At 60.5% G+C, this 25,587-nt stretch carries 19 protein-coding genes; 5 read left to right on the top strand and 14 right to left on the bottom strand.

Going from position 1 to position 25,587, the window contains the following annotated elements:
• Nucleotides 1–112: 112 nt before the first annotated feature.
• Nucleotides 113–4,114, bottom strand: coding sequence for a phosphoribosylformylglycinamidine synthase (gene purL / locus M2103_RS09815; protein ID WP_277510299.1), 4,002 nt, complete (start codon nucleotides 4,112–4,114; stop codon nucleotides 113–115).
• A gap of 288 nt (nucleotides 4,115–4,402) precedes the next feature.
• Here purL and M2103_RS09810 point away from each other — a divergent pair, with 288 nt between their 5' ends.
• Nucleotides 4,403–5,572 carry an ATP-binding protein gene (locus tag M2103_RS09810; protein ID WP_277510298.1) on the top strand — a complete coding sequence of 390 codons (1,170 nt, stop codon included), beginning with the start codon at nucleotides 4,403–4,405 and terminating at the stop codon, nucleotides 5,570–5,572.
• Nucleotides 5,573–5,706: 134 nt separating this feature from the next.
• Here M2103_RS09810 and M2103_RS09805 read toward each other — a convergent pair whose 3' ends face one another.
• Nucleotides 5,707–8,199: an FAD-dependent oxidoreductase gene (locus M2103_RS09805; RefSeq protein WP_277510297.1), complete on the bottom strand. Its 2,493-nt coding sequence runs from the start codon at nucleotides 8,197–8,199 to the stop codon at nucleotides 5,707–5,709.
• 67 nt (nucleotides 8,200–8,266) lie between these two features.
• Between M2103_RS09805 and M2103_RS09800 the strand changes: the two genes are divergently transcribed.
• Nucleotides 8,267–8,605, top strand: coding sequence for a metalloregulator ArsR/SmtB family transcription factor (locus M2103_RS09800; protein ID WP_277510296.1), 339 nt, complete (start codon nucleotides 8,267–8,269; stop codon nucleotides 8,603–8,605).
• A gap of 118 nt (nucleotides 8,606–8,723) precedes the next feature.
• Here the strand turns inward: M2103_RS09800 and M2103_RS09795 are convergent, their stop codons facing one another.
• The 6 genes from M2103_RS09795 to M2103_RS09770 form a co-directional block, all read right to left on the bottom strand.
• Nucleotides 8,724–9,050 (bottom strand): hypothetical protein, encoded by a 327-nt coding sequence (locus M2103_RS09795; protein WP_277510295.1) that lies wholly within the window; start codon nucleotides 9,048–9,050, stop codon nucleotides 8,724–8,726.
• A gap of 97 nt (nucleotides 9,051–9,147) precedes the next feature.
• Nucleotides 9,148–9,363: a hypothetical protein gene (locus tag M2103_RS09790; protein WP_277510294.1), complete on the bottom strand. Its 216-nt coding sequence runs from the start codon at nucleotides 9,361–9,363 to the stop codon at nucleotides 9,148–9,150.
• Between the two features lie 167 nt (nucleotides 9,364–9,530).
• Nucleotides 9,531–9,761, bottom strand: coding sequence for a DUF3185 family protein (locus M2103_RS09785; RefSeq protein ID WP_277510293.1), 231 nt, complete (start codon nucleotides 9,759–9,761; stop codon nucleotides 9,531–9,533).
• Between the two features lie 46 nt (nucleotides 9,762–9,807).
• Nucleotides 9,808–11,907: a TonB-dependent receptor gene (locus tag M2103_RS09780; protein WP_277510292.1), complete on the bottom strand. Its 2,100-nt coding sequence runs from the start codon at nucleotides 11,905–11,907 to the stop codon at nucleotides 9,808–9,810.
• Nucleotides 11,908–12,263: 356 nt separating this feature from the next.
• Complete coding sequence (locus M2103_RS09775) at nucleotides 12,264–13,256, bottom strand: DUF362 domain-containing protein (protein ID WP_277510290.1); 993 nt, start codon at nucleotides 13,254–13,256, stop codon at nucleotides 12,264–12,266.
• Between the two features lie 201 nt (nucleotides 13,257–13,457).
• On the bottom strand, nucleotides 13,458–13,919 hold the full coding sequence (locus M2103_RS09770; protein ID WP_277510289.1) for a DUF5069 domain-containing protein: 462 nt from the start codon (nucleotides 13,917–13,919) through the stop codon (nucleotides 13,458–13,460).
• Between the two features lie 188 nt (nucleotides 13,920–14,107).
• Between M2103_RS09770 and M2103_RS09765 the strand changes: the two genes are divergently transcribed.
• Complete coding sequence (locus M2103_RS09765; RefSeq protein ID WP_277510288.1) at nucleotides 14,108–15,472, top strand: Gfo/Idh/MocA family oxidoreductase; 1,365 nt, start codon at nucleotides 14,108–14,110, stop codon at nucleotides 15,470–15,472.
• 63 nt (nucleotides 15,473–15,535) lie between these two features.
• Entirely contained in the window at nucleotides 15,536–16,990 is a 1,455-nt protein-coding gene (locus M2103_RS09760) for a hypothetical protein (protein WP_277510287.1), read from the top strand.
• Between the two features lie 133 nt (nucleotides 16,991–17,123).
• Here the strand turns inward: M2103_RS09760 and M2103_RS09755 are convergent, their stop codons facing one another.
• From M2103_RS09755 to M2103_RS09730, 6 genes are all read right to left on the bottom strand, one after another.
• A complete protein-coding gene (locus M2103_RS09755) occupies nucleotides 17,124–18,239 on the bottom strand; it encodes a metallophosphoesterase (protein WP_277510285.1) in 1,116 nt (371 codons plus the stop codon).
• A gap of 107 nt (nucleotides 18,240–18,346) precedes the next feature.
• Complete coding sequence (locus tag M2103_RS09750) at nucleotides 18,347–18,754, bottom strand: hypothetical protein (RefSeq protein ID WP_277510284.1); 408 nt, start codon at nucleotides 18,752–18,754, stop codon at nucleotides 18,347–18,349.
• A gap of 43 nt (nucleotides 18,755–18,797) precedes the next feature.
• The gene (locus M2103_RS09745) at nucleotides 18,798–20,735 is read right to left on the bottom strand and encodes a DUF4340 domain-containing protein (protein ID WP_277510282.1); all 1,938 of its coding nucleotides are present in this window, start codon (nucleotides 20,733–20,735) and stop codon (nucleotides 18,798–18,800) included.
• A 33-nt stretch (nucleotides 20,736–20,768) separates the two neighbouring features.
• Entirely contained in the window at nucleotides 20,769–22,268 is a 1,500-nt protein-coding gene (locus M2103_RS09740) for a GldG family protein (RefSeq protein WP_277510280.1), read from the bottom strand.
• 3 nt (nucleotides 22,269–22,271) lie between these two features.
• Entirely contained in the window at nucleotides 22,272–23,030 is a 759-nt protein-coding gene (locus tag M2103_RS09735; protein WP_108824475.1) for an ABC transporter permease subunit, read from the bottom strand.
• 62 nt (nucleotides 23,031–23,092) lie between these two features.
• Entirely contained in the window at nucleotides 23,093–24,109 is a 1,017-nt protein-coding gene (locus tag M2103_RS09730) for an ABC transporter ATP-binding protein (RefSeq protein ID WP_277510278.1), read from the bottom strand.
• 406 nt (nucleotides 24,110–24,515) lie between these two features.
• Between M2103_RS09730 and M2103_RS09725 the strand changes: the two genes are divergently transcribed.
• Nucleotides 24,516–25,520 carry a tetratricopeptide repeat protein gene (locus M2103_RS09725; protein ID WP_277510276.1) on the top strand — a complete coding sequence of 335 codons (1,005 nt, stop codon included), beginning with the start codon at nucleotides 24,516–24,518 and terminating at the stop codon, nucleotides 25,518–25,520.
• Nucleotides 25,521–25,587: the final 67 nt, after the last annotated feature.

The raw sequence follows: 25,587 nt of genomic DNA, 5'->3' as shown, positions 1-25,587 counted from the left end.
GTCAACAATAATGTCTCGCGCCGAAGCATTTGCGGGCGAGACTTGTCATGCTGCGGTTCGGCTCAAATCGACCTGAATCGGTTCAGGTCGATTTAAGCCGGGCGATCACGAATCAATCCACCCAGGCGCGGGCGTTGCGGAAGAGGCGCATCCAGGGGGAGTCGTCGTGCTTGAGCCAGGATTTCGGGTGCCAGCTCATTTGCACGGTGCGGTGCACGCGCTCGGGGTGCGGCATGAGAATGGTGACGCGGCCGTCGCGCGTCGTGAGCGCGTTGATGCCGTGCGGGCTGCCGTTCGGGTTGAGCGGGTATTGCTCCGTCGCGCGGTGGTGGTTGTCCACATAGCGCGCGGCGACGAGGCCGCTTGCGCTGAACGCGTCGGCCGCGGCCGCGCTCGGGAACTCGGCGTAGCCTTCGCCGTGCGAAACGGCGACCGGGAGGACCGAGCCTTCCATGCCGGCGAGCAGGATGCTCGGGGATTTTTCAATGAGGAGGGACACGAGGCGCGCTTCGTAGCTTTCGGATTTGTTTTTCACGAAACGCGGCCAGTTTTCCGCGCCGGGGATGATGCTGTGGAGGTTGCTCATCATCTGGCAGCCGTTGCACACGCCAAAGGCAAAGGTGTCGGGGCGCGCGAAGAAGGCGGAGAACTCATCGCGGGCGCGGGCGTTGAAGAGGATGCTCTTGGCCCAGCCTTCGCCGGCGCCAAGCACGTCGCCAAAGCTGAAGCCGCCGCATGCCGCGAGGCCGCGGAAATCGCGCAGGCTGACGCGTCCGCTGAGGATGTCGGTCATGTGGACGTCGATTGCCGAAAAGCCCGCGCGGGTGAAGGCGGCGGCGGTTTCGACGTGGCCGTTCACGCCTTGCTCGCGGAGGATGGCGATGCGGGGACGGGTTTTTGTGGCGCTGACGGTCGTGTAATCAAATGTGACTTTCGGCGTGATGCCGGGGTTGGCGGGGTCGAGTTTGAGTTGGTATTCGGACTCGGCGCAGGCGGGGTTGTCGCGGAGGGCGGAGATCTGGCGGGTGGTGTCGCTCCAGATGGCGCGGAGGGCGTGGATTTTTTCCGCGTAGATTTCCTTGCCGCCAACATCGTCGAGGATGCGGAGCGTTTTGTCGTTGTTGGGCCGTCCGATCGCGCGGGTGCAGTCTTCGAGTCCGTGCTCGAGGAGGACGCTGTGGACGTCGTCGAAATCCGCGGTGCGAATTTGGATGACGGCGCCGAGTTCCTCGGAGAAATATTGCGCGAAGAGGTCGGATGGCGTTGTCGCGCCGCCGGGGATCGCGAGGTCCACGCCGGTGTTTCCGGCAAAGGCCATTTCGGTGACGGTGGCGAAGAGGCCGCCGTCGCTGCGGTCGTGGTAGGCGAGGATTTTGTCCTGCGCGTTGAGTTGCTGGATCGCGTTCCAGAAATTTTTCAGGTCGGCGGGGTTGTCCACGTCGGGCGTGGACTCGCCCATTTGCGAGAGGGTTTGCGCGAGGATGCTGCCGCCGAGGCGGTTTTTGCCGCGACCGAGGTCGATGAGCAGGAGCGTGGTGTCGTCGCCGGCTTCCCCGGTGGTGGCGAGTTGCGGGGTGAGTGTTTTGCGGATGTCGGCAACGGGCGCGAAGGCGGAGACGATGAGCGAGATGGGGGAGATGACGCTCTTGCGTGTTTCCTTGCCGGTGGCGGCGTCTTTTTCCGTCCACGCGGTGGCCATGCTCAGGGAGTCCTTGCCGACGGGGATGGTGATGCCGAGCGCGGGGCAGAGTTCCATGCCAACGGCGCGCACGGCGGCGTAGAGGTCGGCGGCGTCGCCGGAATGCGCGGGCGCGGCCATCCAGTTTGCGGAGAGGTTGACGCGGCCGAGGTCGGGGATGCTGGCGGCGGCGAGGTTGGTGAGCGCTTCGCCGACGGCGAGGCGCGCGGAGGCGGGGGCGTTGTTGACGGCGACGGGTGTGCGCTCGCCCATGGCCATGGCTTCGCCGGCGAAGGTGTCGAACGCGGTGGCGGTCACGCCGCAATCGGCGACGGGCACCTGCCAGGGGCCGACCAACTGGTCGCGAGAGATGAGGCCGGTGACGCTGCGGTCGCCGATGGTGATGAGGAAGGTTTTGTCGGCGACGGCGGGGTGCGCGAGGATGCGGCGCGCGGCTTCGGCGAGCGTGGTGCCGCCGAGGTCGAGCGGGCGCTGCGGGCGGACGAGCGTTTTTTCGCTGCGGTGCATGCGCGGGGGTTTGCCGAGGAGGACTTCGAGGGGCAGGTCGATGGGTGTGTTTTTGAAGTGCGGGTCCTCGATGACGAGTTGTTTTTCCTCGGTGACGGCGCCGACGATGGCGTAGGGGCAGCGTTCGCGGGCGCAGAGGGCCTTGAAGGTTTCGATGCGCGCGGCGGGGATGGCGAGCACGTAGCGTTCCTGCGATTCGTTGCACCAGATTTCGAGGGGCGACATGCCCGGCTCGTCGTTGGGGAGGGCGCGCAGGTTGACGCGGCCGCCGCGGCCGCCGTCGTTGACGAGCTCGGGGATGGCGTTGCTCACGCCGCCCGCGCCGACGTCGTGGATGAAGGCGATCGGGTTGTCGTCGCCGAGCGCCCAGCAGTGGTCGATGACTTCCTGGCAGCGGCATTGCATTTCGGCGTTGTCGCGCTGGACGCTGGCAAAATCGAGGTCGTCGCTGCCGCTTCCGCCGGCCATCGAGCTGGCCGCGCCGCCGCCGAGACCGATGAGCATCGCGGGGCCGCCGATGACGACGATGTGGTCGCCGGGGTTGATCACGCCTTTCTTGATGTGCGCCGGACGGATGTTGCCGAGGCCGCCGCCGAGCATGATGGGTTTGTGATAACCCCGCAGCTCCGCTGCGGTGGAGGAGTCAGGAGTCAGGAGAGAGGAGTCAGGAGAGGCGGGTTTGGCGGCGGGGACGGCTTGCTCGAAGGTGCGGAAGTAGCCGTTGATGCTTGGGCGTCCGAATTCGTTGTTGAACGCGGCGGCGCCGAGCGGGCCGTCGATTGTGACGTCGAGCGCGCTGACGATGCGGCCGGGTTTGCCGTTGTCCTTTTCCCAGGGCTGGAGCGCGCCGGGTATTTGAAGATTGGACACACTGATGCCGGTGAGTCCGGCCTTGGGGCGGGCGCCGCGGCCCGTGGCGCCTTCATCGCGGATTTCGCCGCCGGCGGCGGTCGACGCGCCGGGGAACGGCGAGATGGCCGTGGGGTGGTTGTGCGTCTCGGCCTTGCACATGATGTGGATGTCCTCCTCGCGCGTGATGTATTCGCCGGTGGCGGGGTCGCGGAAGAAACGGGCGGCGCGGGTGCCCTCGATGACGGCGGAGTTGTCCTTGTAGGCGGAGAGGATGCCGTCGCTGTGGAGCTGGTAGGTGTTCTTGATCATCTGGAACAGCGAGCGGTCCTGCGGCTGGCCGTCGATGTCCCAGGTGGCGTTGAAAATTTTGTGGCGGCAGTGCTCGGAGTTGGCCTGCGCAAACATCATGAGCTCAATGTCGTTGGGGTCGCGCTTGAGGCCGGTGAAGGCGTTGACGAGGTAGTCGATTTCGTCCTCGGCGAGCGCGAGGCCGAGGGTTTGGTTGGCCTCGACGAGCGCGGCGCGGCCTTGCGCGAGGACGGGAATGGTCGTGAGCGGACGGGGGGCTTCGTGCGAGAAAAGCGCGGTGAGGTCGTCGAGTTTTTCAAAGACGGCCTGCGTCATGCGATCCGAGAAAATGCGGAACGCGGATTGCGGAATGCGGAATGTGTCCGGCGTGCCGGGTGCGAATTCGAAGGTGTAGGCGATGACGCGTTCGATGCGCTTGATAGCGGCGAGTCCGCAAATATGCGCGATGCCGGTGGCCTTGGAGGACCACGGCGAAATGGTGCCGGGGCGCGGGGTGACGATGTAGTGTGCGGATTGGGGATTGCGGGTTGCGGAACTGCCGGAGTCCGCGGGTCCGTAGGTGAGGATTTTTTCGAAAACGGCTTGCTCGTCGGCGGAGAGGGATTTTGCGGCGGGGTCGGCAAGTTCGGCGATGTGGATGAATTGCGCGGAGATGCGGGCGACCGGCACGCCGGCGTCGGCCAGGTCCTGCCGGAGTTTGGCGAGGCGAAATTCGGAGAGAGCGGAGGAGCCGTGATGGATGAGCATGGTGTGGAAAGAAGGGAAGGGGTTCCTAAAACACGCATGACCGGTGTTTGTCGATAGGGAAAAATGAGCGCCGCAAAATTTGAGATATGGATTCAACGCGGAAGACACGGTTTAATCAGACTGCGTAAACGCCTCACTCATGAATCTGGCGCCCGCACCGTTTTGTCTGATCGCTCAAAATCAGCGTTTTTGTCAATTAAATGAAAGATTTAATGCTAATTTCTTCATTGCATTGAAAAATTTACTAGTAAATCCTTCAAAGCTCCAAACTCCCAATCTTGCGCAGCAATGCAAATCATACCACGTCTCCTTGAGGATAAAATCCGCAAAAGCCTGCGTCCGAACAAAGCCGCGTTGCTGTTTGGCGCGCGCCGCGTTGGAAAAACGGTCTTGCTTCGGAGCATCCTCGAAAACTTTGACGGCAAAACGCTCTCCCTCAATGGAGACGACCTCGACACCCACGCCTTGCTTGAACAACGCACCGCCGCCAATTACGCTCGGCTCCTCAGCGGCATCGATTTGCTCGTCATCGACGAGGCCCAAAGCATTCCCGGCATTGGGCAAAAACTAAAACTCATCCTCGACGAAATCAAAGGCGTCAAAGTCATCGCAAGCGGCTCCTCATCCTTCGACCTTCTGCACCATGCGGGCGAGCCTCTCGTCGGGCGCAGCACCGCGTTCCACTTGTTCCCTTTCAGCCAGGCCGAGCTCTCGCCCGCCGAAAACACCCTCGAAACACGCCAGCACCTCGAAGACCGCCTTGTCCATGGCTCCTATCCCGAAATCGTTGGCATGACGGACGCCGGCGAAAAAAAAGCCTATCTGGCCGATATCGTTAACGCTTATTTGCTAAAAGACATTCTCTCAATCGACGGCATCAAAAACGCATCGAAAATGCGTGATCTCCTGCGCCTTGTCGCCTTTCAAACCGGTGCTGAAGTCTCCTACGACGAACTCGGCACGCAACTCGGCCTAAGCCGAAACACCGTCGAAAAATATCTCGATTTGCTCACCCAGGTTTTTGTCATTTACCGCCTCGGCGCCTTTTCGCGCAACTTGCGCAAGGAAATCCGCAAGACGTCGAAGTGGTATTTTTATGATAACGGCATCCGCAACGCGATCATCGGCAATCTGAGCCCGCTCGCTCTTCGCAACGACGTCGGGCAGCTTTGGGAAAGCTACCTCATTTCCGAACGGCGCAAACAAAACGCCTATCTCTTCCAAAACAAAGCGCACTACTTTTGGCGCACCTACGACGGGCAGGAAATCGACCTGATTGAAGAGCTCGGTGGAGCCGGTTCAACAGCCGCCGTGCCTGCGTCCGTCCTGCGCGCTTACGAATTCAAATGGGGCGACGCTCGCACGAAAATACCCGGCGCCTTTTCAACCAATTATCCCAACGCCAACTATACTGTGATTAATCGTGATAATTATCAGCCGTTCGTGCTCGGTGAGTGATGGCAATCCGAGCTGAATCGTGGGGGCGCACTTTGCGTGCGCCCTTGTGTTCGCCCGTTTTGTGCATACATGCGCGCCCCGTCTTTCGCGCACCAGGGCGCACGCGAGGTGCGCCCCCACACGGCTGCTTGCTTTTACGCGAAGAGGTTGGTGCCGGAGAGTTCGGCGGAATCGAGATAGTCGGCGACTCCGCCAAACTCGACTCCGTCAATCAACTCCTCGGGTTGTATTCCCATCGCCTCCATCGACATGGTGCAGGCCACAAATCGCACGCCCGACATTTTGGCCGAGCCCAGCAAACCGGCGAGATTTGGCAGGTTTTTGCCGGCCATCTGGTGTTTCATCATGGCCCGGCCCGCGCCGCCGAAGTTCATTTTGGACAGGGGCAGTCGCGACAGGCCTCTCGGCAGCATCCACGAAAACATCCGGTCGAGCAGCGACTTTTTCCCCGGGACTTGCACGGGGCGTTCGCGACGCAATGCGTTCAACCCCCAGAAGGTGAAAAACATCGTGACTTTGCCGCCGAGCGCCGCGGCGCCGTTTGCGATGACCAGCGAGGCCATGACTTTGTCCATTTCCCCGGAAAACACAACGACCGTGGCTCCCTTGCGGCGCGCGGTCGCCTGTGGCGAGGATGTCGCGGGCGCGGAAATGGAGGCGCCGGCGGTTTTGCGAATGCGCGCGGAAATGACGCCCTTCCCGCTGCTCACCCCGAGCAGCTCGTGATTGGCGGAACGGCAAAACGCGCGGACATCGTGCGCGAATCCCGGATCGGAGGCCGTCACATGCAACTCCGCGCCGGAGGCGAGCGTTTCCATCCGGGACTTGAGTTGCAGCAACGGGCCGGGACAACTCATGCCCGTGCAATCCAGCGATTCGACAATCCGCGCGTCCTCGGGAAACAATTCGTCTTTCGAAACCGGCGCGGCGGTTGCGGGTTGCGGCTGCGTTTTTTCGGACTCGACGGGCCGGGACATCTTCAGGCCGCCGGCCACGCTGACCACGTCAAAACCGTGCTGCATGAGGATTCGCGCGGCGAAGTAGCTGGTTTTTCCCAAGCTGCAAGTGACGGCGTATTTTTTCCCCGCATCCAATTCGCCGAGGCGGGAGCGCAGGTCCGAAAAAGGGATGTTGGTCGAGTCGGGCAGCGGATCGATTGATGCGACGGCTTGCGGCCGCACGTCGATCAAATGCCGGTCGGCGGTGATTTTCGGGACAATTTTGACAAGGCCGTCGCGCTGGTTTTGCGCGGTGAACGCGGCCGTGTTCACAACATCGCGGGCGCTGCCAAAGGGCGGCGCGTAGGCCAGCTCCAACTGGGCGAGCTCATCGATGGACATGCGCCCGGCCAGGGCCGTGGCGAGAACATCAAGGCGTTTGTCCACGCCATCTGCGCCGAATGCCTGCGCGCCGAGAAGCCGCCCGTCCGACGGCGACCAGAGGAGCTTGATCGTGAGCGGCGTGGCGCCGGGATAGTAGCCGGCGTGTTGATGATCCGTGACAATCGTGGACTCAAAGGCCGTGCCCGCCTGGCGCAGACGTTTTTCCGTCCAGCCAGTGACCCCGGCGGCCATGTCAAAAACGCGCACAATGGCGGTTCCGATGTGCCCGGGATAAGGATGCGCCTTCTCAGGCCCGAGGAAAATATGGTCGGCAATGACCCGCCCCTGGCGATTCGCGGGCCCGCCGAGCGCGAGGTGCATCGCACCGCCAAAAATGCGATCCGCGCCCTCGACCACGTCGCCCGCCGCATAGATGTCCGAATCGCTGGTTTGCATCCACTGGTTGACCTTTATCGCCCCGCGCGCCCCGAGCTCGAGACCGGCCGCGGAAGCAAGGGCGTTTTCGGGTTTCACCCCGATTGAAAGGATCACCATGTCCGCCGTGATTTCCCGGCCCGATTTCAGCCGCGTGACAACCGCGTCGCCCGCCGGTGGTTTCCCCGGTGCAAACGACTCGGCGGCATCGCCAAGAACCAGCTCGACATCATGCGCGCGAAGCGTGGAGGCGATCGGCCCGGCGATTTCGGCATCGACCTGGGGGAGCACCTGATCGTTGGTCTCGACGAGCGTCACCTGTTTTTCGAGGTGGCGCAACTGCTCCGCCATTTCCAGTCCGATAAAACCGCCCCCCACAATCAGGACCGACCGGGCGGAGGCCGCCGCCGCCTTGATGCGGTCCATGTCCTGCAAGGAACGCAGCGTATGGATTGCCGGAAGATCTATGCCGGGCAGCGGAGGACGCAACGGGGCGGCGCCGGGCGCCAGCACCAGCTTGTCATAGGAAAGCGTCTCCTCCGCGCCCGTATCGAGATTGCGCAAGGCAAGCGTCCTGCCCCGGGCGTCGATGGCGACGGCCTCCGTCCTGGTGCGCACCTCCACATTAAGAAGCTCCGCGAGGCTTTCGGGCGTGTGAAGGGCGAGCCGCGAGCGATCTGCGATTTCGCCGCCGATGTGGTATGGCAGGCCGCAGTTGGCAAAGGAAACATCGGGACCGCGCTCGATGATGGTAATGTGCGCGCCCTCGGAAAGACGGCGCGCGCGGGCCGCCGCGGAGGCACCCGCCGCGACACCGCCGACGATGAGAACGCGAAGACGTGATGATGGTTGTGTTTGACTGGAGTTCATGGTTGATTAAAAAACAATTTCACTTATAACGATATAACTAATCAGTAATATGTCAAGGGCCATGTCCGTGAAAAAAAAGTCAAATAAGAAACTCTCCGAGCCCCAGCTCCAGAGGGCGTCGATGTTGTTTGCGACCCTGTCCGAGCCGTCCCGGCTGCGGCTCCTGCAGGCGTTGCAGGAGGGATCCCTGTCGGTGGGCGAGCTCGTCGAGGTGACGGGCCTGAGCCAGGCGAACGTGTCGAAGCACCTGACGGTGCTGCACGGGGCGCGCCTGGTCAAAAAATCGCGCGCCGGGGTATTTGTGAATTACGAGCTGGCGGATTCAGTGGTGGACCAGCTATGCGGCCTCGTCTGCGCCAAAATGGAGCGCGACCTTGCCGAGGAAGCCCGCGCGCTCAACGGATGAGCCGCGGGCTCGTAGGGGCGCACCTTGCGTGCGCCCTCGCGTTATCATTCATGCGCACACAGTCTTTCGCATACCAGGGCGCACGCAAGGTGCGCCCCTACGAGGGACTTGCTGTCAATCAATCTCCTTTTGAAAGGGCATTGGTATCAATGCGGATTTCTTTTATATCGGAAAGTGCGCGACCACACTCCTCCGCAGTCACCGGCGTGATTGCGACATACGGACGGTTTGAATCTTCATGACGCGGGATGTGCGAATGAACATAAATCGGCACGCCAGCCTTGTTGACCGCACGCCGACGCTTCTCATTACGCTTCAAATATCGCTTCTCTGTGAGTTCGTCGTATAACGGTTCAAGTGCCGCATCTTTATATTCCGCCGATCCAAGACTAAATCGTCGAACTTTACTAACTATGCGCCGGGTAGTGTGAATGCTCTTGGACATCTTCTGGGGCGGCTCAAAGATGAGCCGCGCAGAGTCAATGGAGTTGATATGTTAAATCGTTCATCCACATTGTTTTTGGTTACTGATTAGGCTCTTTTTAACTTTTAACTTTAGCTGCAGCTGTAGCACTTGAAGTAATCCACGTTGTAAATGTATCAAGAGATACACTGTAATAGCTGCGAGCACCAGCAGGCTTCCAAAGAAGTCCGGATGGTTTAATTCGAATTGTGCCAACTACCTTTCCGGTTTCTTTCTTAGTAATAATTTCCTCGATATAACTGGGCGTGATGAATGTGTTTACATAGTCAGGCATAGGTTGTTTTCTTTTTGTGAGTTATGGATTGAAGGAGAATCTTTTATCAAACAGCCGATAATATCAGGTCAAAATGGTTTTGAATTGTATGTGTGAAAACGGCGTTTAGGCTCGCGCTGCAGTATTGAATGTCAACGACGGAGTATAGGGTTACAGTATAAATGCCCTCACCCCTTCTTCCGCCCAAGCGCGAGCGAGCCCAGGCCAACGACGACCAGCGCGCCGCCGCCGATGTAATACCAGGTGTAATTGGTGACGCGTGTTTTGCCGTCCACGCTGCTTGCGACTTTGCTGCTCACTGAATTCCACGAGCCGCTGAGCGATTCCTGTTTTTGATAGCCGGAATAAATAAGCCAGCCGCCGATTGCGATGAGAACGATTGCGATGATGTATTTCATGGATTCTTCGGGTTGTGTGCCCGCAATAAAGCACACAACGCCGCTTTTACCAGCGGAATTCCGCCCCGCCGTAGAGGGTGCGCGGCTCGCCGGGGAAAAAGCGCGCGGCATCCATGCCGCCGAGATTGCCCGCGCCGGCGTTGATGCCGGTGACGTGGCGGCGGCCGAGCACATTGCGCAGATCGAGGAAAAATCCGATGCCCTTGGCCGGCGCGTAGCCCGCGCGCAAGTCGAGGGTCGCGTAACCGGGGGCGCGCAATGTGTTCGCGTAATCGGCCCAGCCTCCGCGCGGCTGCCAGGTGAGCGTCGCGCCGCCATACCAGCCGCGCGCGTGGTGATAGCGCAGCGCGAATTGCGCGAAGTGCGGCGGAATCACGGGCAGGGTGTTGTTGCGCCAGACGGGATCGCCGTCGAAATAAAAATCGCTCCATGTGTAGCTGGCGCGCGCGATGAGCGAATGCGCCGCGGTTTGCAACAGGTCAACGCCCGCGGCAGCCTCCACGCCCTGGTGGATGGTGCGGTCGGCGTTGCCAAAACGGGTCGCCACGCCGGATGCGTCGGTCGCGAGCAGGAGCAGTTCCTTGCTCACCCACGAGCGATACGCCGTGAGCTCCCACGCGACGCGGCGCGTGCGCGCGCGCATGCCCGCCTCGACCGTGATCGCGCGTTGCGGCGAGTGGGAGGTGGCGACGGCGCGGCGAGGATCGGAGCCGTTGATGAGCGCCTCGCCCGAGCCCGTGCCGCCGCGGGTCGTCAGCAACGCGTCCCATGTGAGCGGTTCGAATCCGCGCGTGATGTTGGCAAAAAACTGCACATCCTTGCATTCGTAAACCAGCGCGAGGCGCGGCAAAAACGCTGCCGTGCCAACGCTGCCGGAGCTGTCGGGCCGCCCGGCGCGAATCGCCGTGAAGCGGTCCTCGTTGATGCGGTTGGCGCGCGTGACCGCCGCCGTGGCGACGAGCGTGAAACCGCGTCCGAGCCCGAGGTGGTTGTCGATCCAGAGCGTGCCGTTTTCCGCGGTCAGGCGGTTGTCGGAATGCATGAGTCCGCGCACGCCGCCGAGGTTCGGGGCGACACCGCTGCCGTTGAGAAACACCTGCTGGTCGCGGCGGCCGATTTGCGCGCGCGCGCCGAGTGTGAGCGTGTTTGCGAGCCCGCCGAAAACTTCGCCGCGCCGCGTCCACTTCGCGTCGAGGCTGGCATCGGTGTTGCGCGAACGCGTGACATTGCCGCCCTGCGCAAAAGTGAAATCCACATACGCGACGCCCGCGCCCGCCGAGAGCGTGCCGCCGGCGAGCGGCCCGGTGACGCGGTCGCCGAAACGGTATTGCGACGAATCGCGCCCGATCTGCGCCATGATGGCGATGGGCAGCGCCGCGGTGTCGCCCGCGTCGATCTGCGCGAGCGTCTGCACGCCGGTCACCTCCACGCGACTGTGCATCGCGGAAAGAAAAACGCGATTGCTCCAGCCGCGCCCGAGGTCGATGCCGAAATTGAGCCGCGCGCGCGACGCCTCCTGCCTGCTGTATTCGCGCCAGCCGTCGAGCGCGAACCCCGTGGCGTCGAAATGAAAATCCCTCCCCTTTCCGTCACCCGAAAGCGAGAGCTGCCCGCGCGCATAACCATGCCCGCCGGCCTCGCCGCGCACCAAGCCGCCCGACGCATCGCGTCCCGCGGGCGACACCAGATCGACGGCGCCGCCGAGCGCGGTCGCGCCGAGCGTGAGCGCGTTTCCACCGCGCAAAATCGTGGCGTGATCAATGCCCGCCGGATCGAGAAACTCGACAAAATCGTAGCTGCCGTCGCTGAAGTTCACCGGAAACCCGTCCTGCAAAAACAAAATGCCGCGCCCCGCGCTCGGATCGCCGCCGCGCTGGATGCTCGCGCCGCGAATGCTCAGGCGCGGATGATCGATCCCGCCAAATGCCGTCATCACGAGCACGCCCGGTTGAAGCGAGAAAAGGTCGGCGGGGCTGTTGAGCCGCCCGCCGCGCAACGCCGCCGCGTCCACCACGCCCGCGCCGCCGGGAACCTGTCTCGTCTCCCGCAACGCCCGCGCCACCGGCAGCCGCGCCGCGTCAACCGAAACCCCGGGCAATGTGACAATATCATCCGCGCGCTGCTGCGCAAAACCGGCGCCCGCCATTAGTGTTATTGCGGAAAATATAATAATAAATCTGCGCAGACACTGAAAGGAACGACACAGGGTTGTCGTAATATAATTAATCATGAAGAATATTATTAAATATTAATATAAAAACAAATGGGACGCGAAATCCGCGCCGGGATTGCCAGCATAGATTGGCGCCAAGAAAAAATCGCGCTCCTGTTTCGGGAGTTCAGCATGCTTGTCAACGCGTTTCATCTTGCAGGGGCGCACCTTGCACCCGGGAACGCGGGCATACTGCCCGCAAGACGGCGCGCCGCGCCGCACAGGCCTTCAAACCGGCGGGCAAGATGCCCGCGCTCCCGGACGCAGGCGTAGTTCGTTTCGGCGAATCCTTACCGGCTCAAGTTTACGAGTTCGTAATTGGTCGTGCCCATGCCGATTTGCTCGGCGTGCTCGACAATGCGGATGCCGTTGCGCGATTCCATGCGCTCGATTAGGTGTATTTTCCCGTGATCCTTGGACGCATACACGAGGTCGACGCACGCCTTGTCGAGCGCCACCGGGTCGAGCGAGGCGAGGATGCCGATGTCGCCCATCTTGGGGTCCTCCGGACTGGCGTCACAGTCGCAATCGACGGAGAGATTGTTCATCACGCTTATATAAATAATATTTTCGCCGCAATGGTCGGCGATGGCCTTGGCCGCCTCGGCCATCGATTCGAGAAAATGGTTTTGCTCGACCTTCTCAAACGCGTTCGTGCTGCTCGCGCCCGCCGTGTGGATGAGGCACTTGCCCGACACGGAAGCAATGCCGATCGACATGTTTTTGAGCGCGCCGCCAAACCCGCCCATCGCGTGGCCCTTGAAGTGCGACAGGTTAACGACAAAATCATATTTCGTAAAATGCGAGCCCACGACATCGCGCTTCAAGTGTTTGCCGCCGACCACGGGCAGGTCGATTTCGCCCTCGGCGTCGAGAATATCCACCGGGGCGATTGCCGCGAAACCGTGATCCCGGGCGGTTTGCAAGTGTTGCTCCGTGGTGGAGCGGCGTCCCCCGTAAGCGGTGTTCGCGTCGATAAACGTGCCGTTCACAAGCCGGACAAAATCCCCGACAAGCGCGGGCTTGAGGTAATTGTTTCCCCCGGGTTCGCCCATGCTCAGCTTGACCGCCACATTGCCCCTGGCCTCGCGACCGAGCGCCTTGTATATTGCTATCAAACTTTGCGAGCTGATTTCCGATGTATAATAAACCCTCGCCTTCTCGCTTTTCCCGGCGGGTTTGGCGGCGGTCTTGTTAACCGTGCCGGAGTTTTCGGAGCAGGCGGAGAAAAGAAGCGAAGCGGAAACCAAGGCGGCCATTAAAATCAGTTTATCCTTTTTCATTATATTATCGGTTTATATTTTGAGGCGCGACATTGCCGCGCGCGCGGAGCACTGGCGCGCCCGCATGTTCACGAACGCCGGATAATATCACGCCGCGTGATTATTTCGCCCGCGATCTTGCTGCGAATGTCGCGATCTTGCTCGAATTTTTGGATCAAACCGGGCGTCGCAAGCGACGCCCCTACATATGAAGACTGCGAATTATTCGATCCGGCCTTCGTCGAAATCGATCAAGTCGGGCACGCTTTTGATTTCGCCGGCACGGTCGGCGCAGCCCATTGCGGTGAGCGCGTCGCGCAAAAAATCCCGCCCGGCGTCGGTCATGCCTTTTTGCACAAGGTCGCGGTTCCATTTTGCGGCGCGGGTGTCCCTTGGGAAAAGTTCGAGCAAGCGTCGGTCAATTTCGGCGTCGCCGGTCGAGGTGTGCACGATTTCCTCGACCGCGGACGGATCCACGCCGAGATGGAGGCAGAGAAAACGGTCGAGCCCGCGCTTGTAGTTTTTCGCGTAGCTGGCGGGCAGGGCGCCGTGGGTTTTCACGTATTTGCACTTGGCGATGAAGCGCGGCAGGTAAAGCAGCCCGGTTGCGGCATGGGGAATGTAGGGCGAAGGCAGGCAAGTGAGCACTTCACCAGTCGATCCGGGAATGGGTTTCGATGGCATGGCGCGAAATAAAAGCACCCGGGGCGAATGCTTCCACTTTTATTTTGCGGGGCGGCGTTGAAAGGCGAACGCGTTTTGCCCCGGTTCGTCTTCACAATTGACTCCGCTCATGAAAATAATGCCATCCATGGCTTGCCTAAAACCCTCGAATTGCGTGCGCGCAATTTTAACCCAGAGCCAATTATCCTATGAAAACTCCCCGACACACACTGGCGACACGCCGTGATTTTCTAAAACAAGCGGCGGTGGCCGCGGGCGGAGCCCTGTTGCTTCCGCGAGCCGTGCTCGCACGGGCATCCTCGCGCAACTCGCTGGTCAATGTGGGCGTCATTGGATTGGGGCGGATGGCGTCCTCGCACATAAGGTCCTTCGTCAACGACGAGCGCTGCCGGATCACCGCCGTTTGCGATGTCGACGACGAGCGCATTGCCTACGAAAAGAAAAACATCGCCTCGAAATATGAGCAGGCATACGGGGAAAAAATCAGCGTGGCGGGTTACAAGGATTTCCGGGCGCTCCTCGCGAACCCCACGATCGACGCGGTGGTTATTGCGACACCCGACCACTGGCACGCAATCATGTCGATACTCGCGGCGCGCGCGGGCAAGGCGATCTATTGCGAAAAGCCGATGACCTTTACGATCGAGGAAGGCCAGCGCGTCGTGGACGCGGTGCGCGCAAGCGGCGTTGTTTTCCAAACGGGCTCGCAACAGCGGAGCGATTCGGGATTCCGCCGGGCGGTGCAGCTTGCCCGCACGGGAATGCTCGGCGACATCAAGGAGGTGTGGTGCGATTTCGGGCGCTGGTATCCGACGGATTACAACTGGCCGGCGGAGCCACTGCCCGCGGGCATGGACTGGGAAATGTGGGTCGGGCCGGCGGTCATGCGACCTTACACGTCGCACTTTTTGCCTCCTTTGATGGGAGGCACGCCGCCGAAACCCTACGGTTATCCCTGGGGCGAGTGGCGCTGGCACATCGAGTATGGCAACGGTTTGCAGGCCGACTGGGGCGCGCACCATTTCGACATCGCGCTCTGGGGGCTCGGGCTCGATGGCAAGGGGCCGAAATACGTCGAGGTTTTCCCAAGCCCGAACCCGAAAATGCCGGCGGACACAAAGCACATTTCCTACACATTCGCCAACGGCACGAAGGTTCGTTACGGATGCCCCGACGAGGTGAAACGCAATTCCGGCAAGGCGACCATGGTCACGTTCGTGGGCACCGAGGCCACGGCATCCTGCGCGCGCGGCGGCCGGTTTTGGGTGAACAAACCGTCGCTTCGCAACGTGCGTTTCGGCGACGGAAACAATCCCGTGCAAGTGTCCAACGACCATCGGCGCGACTTCATCGACGCGGTGCTCACGGGCCGCCCGACGATCTGCCCGCCGGAGGTCGGCCAGTCGAGTTGCAACATGTGCCTCATCGGCAACATCGCGCACCAGCTCGGACGCAGCCTCGAATGGGACTGGCGCACGCGGAGCTTTGTCGGCGACGAGGTGGCGAATCGTTTCCTGTGGCGCGAAAACAGGGGTGAATGGGCGAAGATCTAAGGAGCCCGGCTTCCGATCCCGAGCACCCGAAAATTGTAATACAATTAAATGTAATAATATTTTATGAAAAAAATCATCACACCCTTGATACTATTGCTGGCGGTCACATGCGTTTGCCATGCGCAGTCGCAACCGCTGTATCCCGCCCCCGACATGGCGCAAGTGCGGCAGCTCCAGCAATGCGATTTTGGCTCCGGCGAAACCGAAACAAAGGCCATCAACGATTTGGTTTTTGCCGTGTATTATCACAACAACGACAAGGATTTTTGCGCGCGCATGGAGAAGGCGCTGCTCGACGAGATTGCGGGAGGGAAGGGCACTCCGCGCTACCGAATGATGCTCGCGCAACTGGTCCAGGCCGTCGGCATGCAAAAAGCCGGCGCGAAGCGGCTCGAAAAAATCATCGCCGCCGAAAAGGATGAATCGGTGCGCTCGCGCCTGGCGGAAGCCCTCGCGCACACAAAACGCGGCACCTCGATTATCGCGGAAAAGCAGCTTTCCATCCCGTCCGCGCTGCCGGCGTCCGCGCAAGACCAGGCGCTGCTGATTGATTACCTGGGCAGCCACCCGGAAACACCGCTGCCCGCCTACCTGGTGTTTGAAAACTTCAGCGAGCCAATGAAACCGAGGCTGGTTTACGCGCTGCTGGCGCGCGGCAAAAATGAAATGAATTTGTGGGCGCTAGACCCCGCGACGCCGGAACTCGCGCTCGCGCTGGGATGCGCCTTTTCAAAAGAAACGAAGGACGCGCAAACGCTCACGCGCCTCCTTTCATTCGCCCCCATGCTCGACAAGGAGCAGGCGGCACAGATGGCGATTTACCTGGCGCAAGCCCCCTTGCCCTCGCGCGCGGACGCGCTGGCGGGCGCGCTCGGCTCTCGGGATTCGTCCGTGTCAAAGCTGGCGGCATCCGCGCTCGCGCTGATGGATTTGTCGCATTTCGGGCGCAAGTTTCTCGCCGGTTACGACTCGGCAAACGCGGACGAAAAACGCGCCATGCTGAAAGTCTGCGAATCCCTCGCCGACGAATATGTTTTCTGCGAAATCGCCCGCCGCCTTCCCGTCGAAACGAGCGCATCGCTGCGCACCGCGATGCAGCGCGCGCTCATGCGCATCTCGCAAGCCGTGTTCACGCCGGCGATGTTCGCCGCGGTGGAAAACGCCTACGCGCAAACCGCCGCGCCCGCAAAAGCCTTCTGGCTGCGCTTCGCCCCCTTGCATGACAGCGAAAACGCCATCGCCCTGTGCACGCGCGCCCACGCGGGAAAACTGAGAAGCGACGCCATCAAAACGCTGGGGGCCTGGAAAAGCCCCCTCGCGGTTGATGCGCTCGTCTCGATTTCAAAGGCAGCCAACGATGACCACGAGCGACTGCTCGCGCAAACAATGCTCGTCACATTGATGGAGCGCGTCGGCACGAAGTCCGCGGCGCTGGATTACCTTCGCAAAAACGCCGCCAACGACGACGTGAAAGCCGCGACCGAACGGCTCGCCAACGCAAAACCGAAAAAGAAATAAACCCAAAACAGCGGCCATGGATATGACGTGGCTGTTTTGGTAGGGCGAACTCTCCGGGTGGGTCGAAAAATTCCCGGCTCACCCGGAGGGTTCGCCCTACCAAGCGACTGAACGCATCGAACACACGCGCAGATCAGCGCTCGATTGTCATTTCGAACTGGTCGAACGGCTCGGTGCGGTGGGCGAGGTGTTTTGTGGACGGCGAGATTCCAAACAGAGGCGAATAAGTGCGCACGGCGATGGTCTTGCCGTCGGGGAGAAATTCGAGGATGCGCAGCCAGCCGTCGCCGCCGTTGCCCTCCCAGCCGCCGCCGAGGGTTTGCACGTTAAACATCATTTGGTGCACGGTTTTGCCGGCGTCATTGGCGTCGGCGCGATAGGAGACGTTGTCCTCGAACTTGCCCTTGCCGTTGGCGGTGTGGCCGCAAATGACGAGGCGGATGTTGGGCGTGGAGCGAATGAGTTTTTCCCAAATGTCGGCGCCATTGTTGTCGATGAGCTTGTATTTCTCCTTTTCAATGCGGCGGCTGTCTTTTCCGTTGGTGAGAAAACTGTGCGTCATAAATATGACCGTGTGGTTTTCGTATTTTTTGGACGAGGCGAGTTTTTTCGCCCAGTCGAGCACCTCGTTTCGCGGGTGAAACTCGGAGGTGATGACCAGCAGCCTGCCCCATTTTTCATCGGAAAACTCAAAGGCGGCGTTTTCGAGCGAGGGGATGCCGTTGCGGTTCGGGAGGGCGGCGACGCAGGTGTCGCGCCATGTGGAGTTGCGCTCGATGGGAAAATATTCGGGGAAGCGCGTCATGCCATTCTCGGAGGACCTGTAACCGTAGTCGTGGTTGCCACAGGAGACGATGTAGGGAACCTTGTTATCGAGGCGCGCGAGTGAGCGCGAGGCGGACTGCCACATTTCGCGGCTGGTTTGGTTGAGCATTTTCCGGTTGAGGATGATGTTCTCGTTTTGCTCAACGAGGTCGCCGGTGCACAGCACGGCTTTTATATTGAGGCGGCTGATGTTGTCGCTGATCCACGCCGTGCAGAGCTCAAAGATGGGTTGGTTGATGTCGTATTTTGTGTAACCCTGCGGATCGCCGAGGAGGATCATTGAAAACGAATCCGGGTTCGCGAGTTTTTGCGGGTCGGCATGTCTTTGCGCGTGAAGTGGCGCGACGGCGCAAATCAGGGCGAGTGCGATGCCGGCGGCAAACGCGAGGGATTTGGTGAATATGACTTTCGATGTTTTTTTCATTATGTTCATGGCGCGGGGATTGCGGGGATTGGGCACGGTTTTGTTTATTCGGAAAACCGGCGAAATTGTGAAGATCAAAAAAACAGGGCGGAACAATCCGCCCCGGTTCATCCAGCCATCAGTCCGAAAATCATCAGCCCCATCACAAGCACAATCGCGGCGCCGGAAAAGGCCACACCGAGAATCGCGAAGATTTTCCGGCGATTTTTCTGGCACAATCCGCCAACGCCAAGCCCCGCCGCCAGCAATGCCAGCCCCATGAACGCAAAAAGAAACAAGCCCACAACCATGGCCTGCGGTGATGATTCATCCATGCCTCCGGGCGTGCTGCTTTCAATGACCCCGGCGGCGAGCACCACGCAAAACAACGCCATGCCGCTGATGATGGAGAGAACGAACGACGCAATACCCAGGCCGGAATGCGACTGGCGGCTGGCCGGGGCGGGAGCGGGTGGTGGAAGAACGTTTTGATTTGGCGGCTGCGCCGGCGGTAGTTGAGGGGGGTGGGGCTCCATTGTTGGGATGTGTGTTGATTGGCTTTTTTGGAGTTGTCGGGAGTTATTTCGACGGCTCAGGCGGACCGGGGTCGCGGGGGCCGTAGGTAATGGTATGCAGGGCGTCGATCAGGGATTGCTCGGCCTCAAAAATCACACGGTATTGCGGCGAGCCGATGTATTGGGTCGTGCCGCCGGAGCGGGCCGCGACAAACAGGCTGTCCGTGTCGGTGCGCGCCGCCGCGCCGCCGCTCAGGGTGATGGTCATTTCGAGCTGGTAGGCCCACGAGCGCTCCTCTCCCGCAACGTAAATGGTGTTCGCAAAATCGTCGGACGTGAACCGTTTGGCGCGAAGGGTGCGGAGTTGCGCGGAGAGCGATTCGATGGCCTCGCGACCAACGGTGCCGGGTTCGAGGGGAAACGCGGCGTCCATGACAACAACACGCCTGGCGAGATCGGTGAGTTTGAGGGCGGTGATTTGCGCGCCGGCGGGCAGTTCGCGGATGACGCGGTCGCGATAGGCGAGCGGGTTGGCGGGCAGCTCGTCGAGGATGTCGGGGGAAACTCGGTAGATGTAGTTTTGGTTGGTGACGCGGGCGTAGGTGTTGCCGGCCGTCTCGGCGACCGTGCTCGCGCCCGAGCCGACCTGGAGGGTGAGGGCGGGCGCGGCGGCAAAGTTGAGCGTGATCTCGCGGGCGGGTCGCATGGTGAAGCCATAGTTTTCCTTTTCGGCGTCGGAGGGGGCGTCGTTGACAAAACCTTTTCCCTCGGTGCCATCCTGGAGAACCCTCAGGCCGGCGAGCGAGTCGAGGAGCCTGACAACGGCGTCGTGATCCGCCGGCGTGATTTGCGGTCCGTGGTCGGTGCGGCGGATGATTTGCCAGGGCGCGCTTTCGGGGTTGCCGGTGGCCTCGAGTCGCTGGAGGACAACCTCGGTTTGTTGCGCGGCGGCGATCGTGATGGAGGTGACGTTGGCGCGGTTGAAGTCGAGGATGTGGCGGTCGCGAAGGTCTTGCTGCGCGTCGCGCAGGGTTTTGACGAGGATGTCGGGAATGCGAACGATGAAGTAGGCTTTGCGTCCGTCGAGCTGGGCGTAGTATTCGGCGGCGGGCTCCGTGTCTTCTCCGCCTGAGGCGGCGGACGGGGCCTTTTCAAGGCGGTCGCCAATGAGCAGGGTTTCGGAGCGGTTGTTGCCCTCGACGGTGACGCGGAGGGCGGGAAGCGCGAGGCTGTCGCGGGCGGGCGCGGCGGTGTCGGCCGTGTCGAGAAAGCGGTCAACGCGGAGCCCGCGCAGGTCGTTGATGGTGATCTCGGTGCCGGTCTTGCTGGCGCGGGCCTGAATGGGCGCCTCGAGGGCCCAGCGCTCATTGTCACGACGGAAGCGGACGCGCGAGCCGGCGGCGGGCTCGATGTTGAGCGAGCGCGCCTCAAAGACATCGATTGTGAAGAGCGTGTCGGCGCGCAGGGTGTCGAGCCTGACGTTGAGGCTTTCGGCAAGGGAGCGCATGACGATGTGAACGCGCTGGCCGTCGGGCGAGAGGATGTAGAGGCGGTTGCCGGCCTGGGTGGGGGCGCCGATTTTGAGCGTGACGGGATTTACGGGAAGCCCGGGAAGCGAGGCCGGGGTGAAGGTGAGGATGCGTTTGGGTTTTTCGAGGCCGTATTCGTCGAGTGTTTGCCCGCTTTTGACGAGATCCTGAACTGTGAAGCTGGTTATGGAATAAAGACGTTGCAGATCGGCGATGATGGGGCGAACGGCGAAGGGGTTGGCGGGCCATTCGACGGGGGAGGAAATGGTCCAGTTGTCACCCTGCCGGACGAGATGAATGGCCGAACCAGGCTGGTCGGGGTCTTCTATCGTGATGGCCTGGATATTCGAGGCCTCGGAGCCGAGAATGGTGGTGGTTTCGCGGTCGCCGATATCGTGCTGGCGCACGTAGAAAATGTAATAAAAAAGCGCGGCGTTGAGCAAAAGCAGCACTATGGTGATCTTTGTTCTCATGGAGAAAATTTATTGTTCATTATGCATTCAGCATCAGCGCCGTCGCGTCCAATAGACGATGAAGCCGAGGATGGCGAACGCTCCGGGCGCGCCGAAAAGAAGGATGTAGCGGAGGCGTGAGAGCCGGTCCCGGCTGAGGGCGAGCTGGAATCTTTCTATGGGCCGGGCGGGGATGTTGAATTGCGTGTCGCTGTCGGTGATCCAATTGAGCGTTGAGAAAAAGACGGTGCTATTGGCGCGGGTGCCAAGGCGGCCGTTGGCGATAAAATCGGAGCATCCGAAAACGGCGAGCCGTCCGACGGGAATGCTGAAGGGCAAATCGCTCTTGGCGGTGACGCGCTCGGCAACGGTCACGACCGCGAGCGGGCCGGGCAGGTCCGCGCCGACATCATAACGCGGCGCACGACCGCGGCGCATGGTGCGGTAGGAAACCTCGCCCCAGGCCGTGGGCGCGGTGAGGACGAGCGGCGTGATGGAGAGGCTCGGATCAGTCGCGCGCGAGGGCGCGGGCCGCACCGAGCGGGTTGCGCCGAACTTGAGCGCGAGATTGTTGTCCGCGAGCGCCTGGGTGATCGGATGCTGGGTGTCGGTGGTGAGGATGAGGTCGCCGCTCATGTCGGACTGGCTGGAGGTGGAACGGTCGTAGATCCAGTTGTTGTCGGCGACGATGCCCCACTCGCGGAGCAAGTCCTCAAGGCCGGTCGGATCGGTGCCGGGCGCGGTAAAAAGCATAAGGCGGCCGGCGCGGGTGCCCATGTATTGGCGGAGCATTTCCTGCTCGCGGGCTTCGTATGAATATTGCGCGCCGACGGAAATAATGAGCGCGGCATCGTCGGGGATGGCGCGCGCGCGTGAAAGGTCGAGCGCGTCGAGCGCGTAGTTGCGCGCGGTGAGCGCGTTGCGGATCTCTGAAAGTCCGCGCTGGTTATCCACGCTGTGGGGGTCCATTTCGCCATGGCCGGTAAGGAAATAGATTTTTTTCTGCTCGGGATTGGAAACGCCGAGGATGGCGGCGGTGAACGCCTGCTCGCCGAGAAAGGCGACGCGCTGGTTGTTTTTGTAACGATAGAGCGCGTCGACGCCGACCTTTCTGGGCCGCTGGCCGGAGAAAAAGTAAATGGCGTTTGGTTCGAGCCCGAGTTGCTCGGCCTCGCGCGGGCGCTGGTAAACGTCGATGTAATCGACGCGGAAATCCACCTTGGCGTTGGTTTCGAGGGCGTAAGTGTATTCGCGCAGAAGGCCGGCGACGTCGTTGTTGATCTGGTCGAGGTCGGCGGGCGCCTCGTGGTCGTCGGGCGAGGCGCTTTTCGGCAGGGTGACAACAACGCGAATCGGCTGGTCGAGTTGCGTAAGGTAGGCGCGCGTCTCGGCGGAAAGCGTGTGCTTGCGAAGCTGCGTGATGTCGAAGCGCCACGAGTATTGGAGCGCAAGGTAGTTCAGCCCGCCGAAAAACGCCACGAACAGCAACGCCTGAAGAACCAGGTTTGTGCTGCGCAACCAGCGCGTGGCGCGAAAGCTTTCAAAGAATTTCATCGGTTAGCTATGCAATATTTTAGCCTCAAGGCCGAGGATGCTGAGGATGAGGGTGAGCGTGGCGCCGCTGACGTAGAAAAGAAGCTGGCGTGTGTCGATGATGCCGCGACTGAAATCATCGAGGTGCTGGAATATCTGCGCGCGCTGCACGATCGACTTGAAGGGCGAAAGTGTTTCATTGCTGAAAATATCGGCGTTGGAAACAAAGTTCAGCCCGAGGATGAGCGCGAGGAGCGTGAAGCAGAGAAATCCGGAAACGGCCTGGTTGCGCGAAAGCGAGCTGGCAAGGATGCCGATGGCGACAAAGAAAAGTCCGGAAACCGCGATGAAAAGGTATCCGCCAATGAGCGGGCCCGCGTCCAGAAAGCGCGAGTCGCCGGCAAATTTTTGCAGGATGTAGAAAAAGACCGCCGTCGATCCCCAAAGGAGAATGTAGAGAAAATACGCCGCGCCATATTTGCCGAGCACGACCTCGGTGGTGGAGACGGGCGAGGTGAGCAGCGTCTCAAGCGTGCCGTGCCGCCGTTCCTCGGAGATGCTTTTCATTGTGAGGAGCGGCACCATGAAAAGAACGGGCACCCAGAAAAGCCGGAAAAACACCGTCGCCGGCGATGTCTCCTGCGGAACGGCGCTGTAAAGGTTGAGCAGGTCGATGAAGATGGAACCCATGACTCCCAGAAAAAACACCGCCGCAATGTAGGTGCCGGGATTGACCAGCAGCATGCGAATTTCGTGGCTGAGAATGGTGAAGAAGTGGCGCATGTGTGAAATGCGGAATGTGGAGTTCGGAATGCGGAATGGAAAAATGTGAAAAGGAAACGGACTTACCTTCTTGGTTTTTTCGGCGCGTCAATGATGTCGCGGCTGCGCCGGGTGGCGACAAGGAAAACATCCTCGAGCGTCGGGTTCTCGCGGGAGAGGCCGCGCAACCGAAAACGGTCGTCGGCCCTGAGCAGTTGCAAAAGCGATTCGCCAATGGGTTCGTCGCGATCGGTGGTGATGTAGATTATGCGAAAGCCGTCCGCGTCGGGCGCGGAGGTCTCGCTGATTTTTATGCTGGGTTCGAAAACCGCGAGCGCGGGGCCGAGTTGTTCGACGTCGCAGGCGATTTCGAGTTTGTAAACGGAATGGCCGATGATGTCGCGTCGCAACTCGGCGGGCGTGCCCATCGTGACGATGCGTCCCTGGTTGATGATGAGCACGCGGTCGCAGGTGACTTCGATCTCGGGAAGAATGTGCGACGAAATGATGACCGACATGTTTCCGCGCAAACTGTCGATGAGATCGCGGACGAGCTGGATTTGATGCGGATCGAGTCCGATCGTCGGCTCGTCCATGATGATCACGGGCGGTTCCGCAAGAATCGCCTCGGCAATGCCCACGCGCTGGCGAAACCCCTTGGAAAGCTTGCCGATAATGCGGTGCCGTTCGCGCCCGAGGTCGCAAAGTTCCATGACCTCGTTGATGCGGGACGAGAGTTTGCGCCGGCCGAGCTCCTTGAGTCGCCCGCGGTAATAAAGATATTCGGAAACGCGCATATCCTCGGGCAGCGGATTGTTTTCGGGCATGTAACCAATGAGCCGCTTGACCTCCTCCGGACGCGTGGCGACCGGAACGCCGCAAACCCGCGCCACGCCGGAAGTCGCCGGCAGATAGCCGGTGAGGATGCGCATGGTGGTGGATTTGCCCGCGCCATTGGGCCCGAGAAACCCGAGGATTTCGCCGCGCCGCACCGTGAAGCTGACATTATTGACGGCAAGAAACCCCGCGTAAGATTTGACGAGGTTTTGCACCTCAATGGCAGGTGAAAGGGAATCTGGCTGCGTGGCGTCGGCGGACATGTGTTATATGGCAAATGCGATGGACAGACATCAATGCACGCTTTCCGTGCCACTTGCAAAGCTTGGAAAACATGAAAATGCACAAGGTGAGTTGAATATGCCGCGCAACACGGTGAAAAACCACGCGCGAAATCCAAACCGCAGGGACGGCACTCGGCAGAAATATTGGATGGAGAAAAACAAGGGGTTGTGCTTGCTATTCTGTGAAATGAAACACCCCGCCGCCCTGCTTTTGAGTTTTTTGTTTTTGTCCGGTGTTGCGTTTGCCGATTCGAAAACGGCGGATACAAAAGAAAGCGTGCATTTCAACTTTCGGAGCTGGGACGATTGGAGCGCGTCTATCCCGCAACACTCAGGCACTGTGCGTCTGCCGCCGAAGGTTTCAAAGGATGTGTTTTTTAATTTCATGCGCGCGTTCCCATTCGAGCGCGATTTTGTGCGAGTGACATTGGACAAACGCGCGCACACAAGCGGTGAAACGTCCTACAAACCCTTGGTCGATGAACTCGAAGTGCACCTGCGGCAGTTTGGCTTCAAGCGCATCGTCGTCGATCTGGCCGCGAGCAGCATCAACTTCGACGGCGATGGCAAACTCCCTGTCGTTCTCGATACGCTCAAGCAACGGCTTCAATTCACAACCAGTGTCACCGAAAATGAGGATCGCTGGGTGGCGTTGCCGCCAACCAAACCGGGTGAAAACACCTTCATGTATGGCTTCATCTACATTGATTCGGAGGCGGGTTTCACCTTCCACATGGGCGGGAGTTTCAGCGTGACGAAAAACGGAGCGATCCAACCGCATGACGACAGCGCGATGTCCCAGCCCATGTTGAAAAGTCGCATCCAGCGTGATTATCTCGTGGCGCGTTTATCGCCCGAGGACATCAAGGCGCTTGGCAAACCGAACACTCCCGACTGGCTGCAATACTACAAAACCGACTCGGACAGCATTTATCACAAAGTGCGATGGGGCTGGGCATACAACCACATTGGCGCATACGAAAAGGCGCTTACTTTTCTGGAGCCCGCGTATTTGCTTGAGCCCACGAATGGTAAACTGCTTTTCGAATTGAGCTACTCCTACAACGCACTGCGGCGCGCGGACGCCGCCGAGCGCGTGCTTGTTCGCGCGGTCAAGGATTTGCCCGACGATTTTTTTGTGAACCGCGAATACGCCTACCTGCTCCTTCAATCAAAACGCTACGACAAGGCCATCGAGCAATATCACCGCTGCCTGAAACTGTGTCCGGAAACCGACCTGGCTCAAAAGAGCGAAGTCGCCTTCAATCTCGCGCAAGCATACAACCAAAGCGGCAAACCAAAAAAAGCCGCCGCATGGTTCAAAAACGCCCAAAAATGGGCTCCCGAAGGCACGCCCGTCGCCGAGTTCTTCAAGAACAACCCGCGCTGACGGGGCGCATTCGGTAATGCCGCCGCGCGCAATCGCGGACGGGCTACCGGCAACCGTCAGGATTTCC

The sequence above is a fragment of the Ereboglobus sp. PH5-5 genome (assembly GCF_029504805.1).
GTDB lineage: Bacteria > Verrucomicrobiota > Verrucomicrobiia > Opitutales > Opitutaceae > Ereboglobus.
Note: the sequence above shows the minus strand (reverse complement) of the source record. Positions and strands in the feature narration are given on the sequence as shown.

Excerpts from the sequence above, each read along its gene's own strand:
- M2103_RS09760 (WP_277510287.1), top strand. The coding sequence starts at position 15,536 with ATGAAAAAAATCATCACACCCTTGATACTATTGCTGGCGGTCACATGC.
- M2103_RS09725 (WP_277510276.1), top strand. The coding sequence starts at position 24,516 with ATGCGCGCGTTCCCATTCGAGCGCGATTTTGTGCGAGTGACATTGGAC.
- M2103_RS09745 (WP_277510282.1), bottom strand. The coding sequence starts at position 20,735 with ATGAGAACAAAGATCACCATAGTGCTGCTTTTGCTCAACGCCGCGCTT.
- M2103_RS09790 (WP_277510294.1), bottom strand. The coding sequence starts at position 9,363 with ATGCCTGACTATGTAAACACATTCATCACGCCCAGTTATATCGAGGAA.
- M2103_RS09775 (WP_277510290.1), bottom strand. The coding sequence starts at position 13,256 with ATGAAAAAGGATAAACTGATTTTAATGGCCGCCTTGGTTTCCGCTTCG.
- M2103_RS09785 (WP_277510293.1), bottom strand. The coding sequence starts at position 9,761 with ATGAAATACATCATCGCAATCGTTCTCATCGCAATCGGCGGCTGGCTT.
- M2103_RS09740 (WP_277510280.1), bottom strand. The coding sequence starts at position 22,268 with ATGAAATTCTTTGAAAGCTTTCGCGCCACGCGCTGGTTGCGCAGCACA.
- purL (WP_277510299.1), bottom strand. The coding sequence starts at position 4,114 with ATGCTCATCCATCACGGCTCCTCCGCTCTCTCCGAATTTCGCCTCGCC.
- M2103_RS09730 (WP_277510278.1), bottom strand. The coding sequence starts at position 24,109 with ATGTCCGCCGACGCCACGCAGCCAGATTCCCTTTCACCTGCCATTGAG.
- M2103_RS09750 (WP_277510284.1), bottom strand. The coding sequence starts at position 18,754 with ATGGAGCCCCACCCCCCTCAACTACCGCCGGCGCAGCCGCCAAATCAA.
- M2103_RS09770 (WP_277510289.1), bottom strand. The coding sequence starts at position 13,919 with ATGCCATCGAAACCCATTCCCGGATCGACTGGTGAAGTGCTCACTTGC.
- M2103_RS09805 (WP_277510297.1), bottom strand. The coding sequence starts at position 8,199 with ATGAACTCCAGTCAAACACAACCATCATCACGTCTTCGCGTTCTCATC.
- M2103_RS09780 (WP_277510292.1), bottom strand. The coding sequence starts at position 11,907 with ATGGCGGGCGCCGGTTTTGCGCAGCAGCGCGCGGATGATATTGTCACA.
- M2103_RS09795 (WP_277510295.1), bottom strand. The coding sequence starts at position 9,050 with ATGTCCAAGAGCATTCACACTACCCGGCGCATAGTTAGTAAAGTTCGA.
- M2103_RS09765 (WP_277510288.1), top strand. The coding sequence starts at position 14,108 with ATGAAAACTCCCCGACACACACTGGCGACACGCCGTGATTTTCTAAAA.
- M2103_RS09755 (WP_277510285.1), bottom strand. The coding sequence starts at position 18,239 with ATGAAAAAAACATCGAAAGTCATATTCACCAAATCCCTCGCGTTTGCC.
- M2103_RS09735 (WP_108824475.1), bottom strand. The coding sequence starts at position 23,030 with ATGCGCCACTTCTTCACCATTCTCAGCCACGAAATTCGCATGCTGCTG.
- M2103_RS09810 (WP_277510298.1), top strand. The coding sequence starts at position 4,403 with ATGCAAATCATACCACGTCTCCTTGAGGATAAAATCCGCAAAAGCCTG.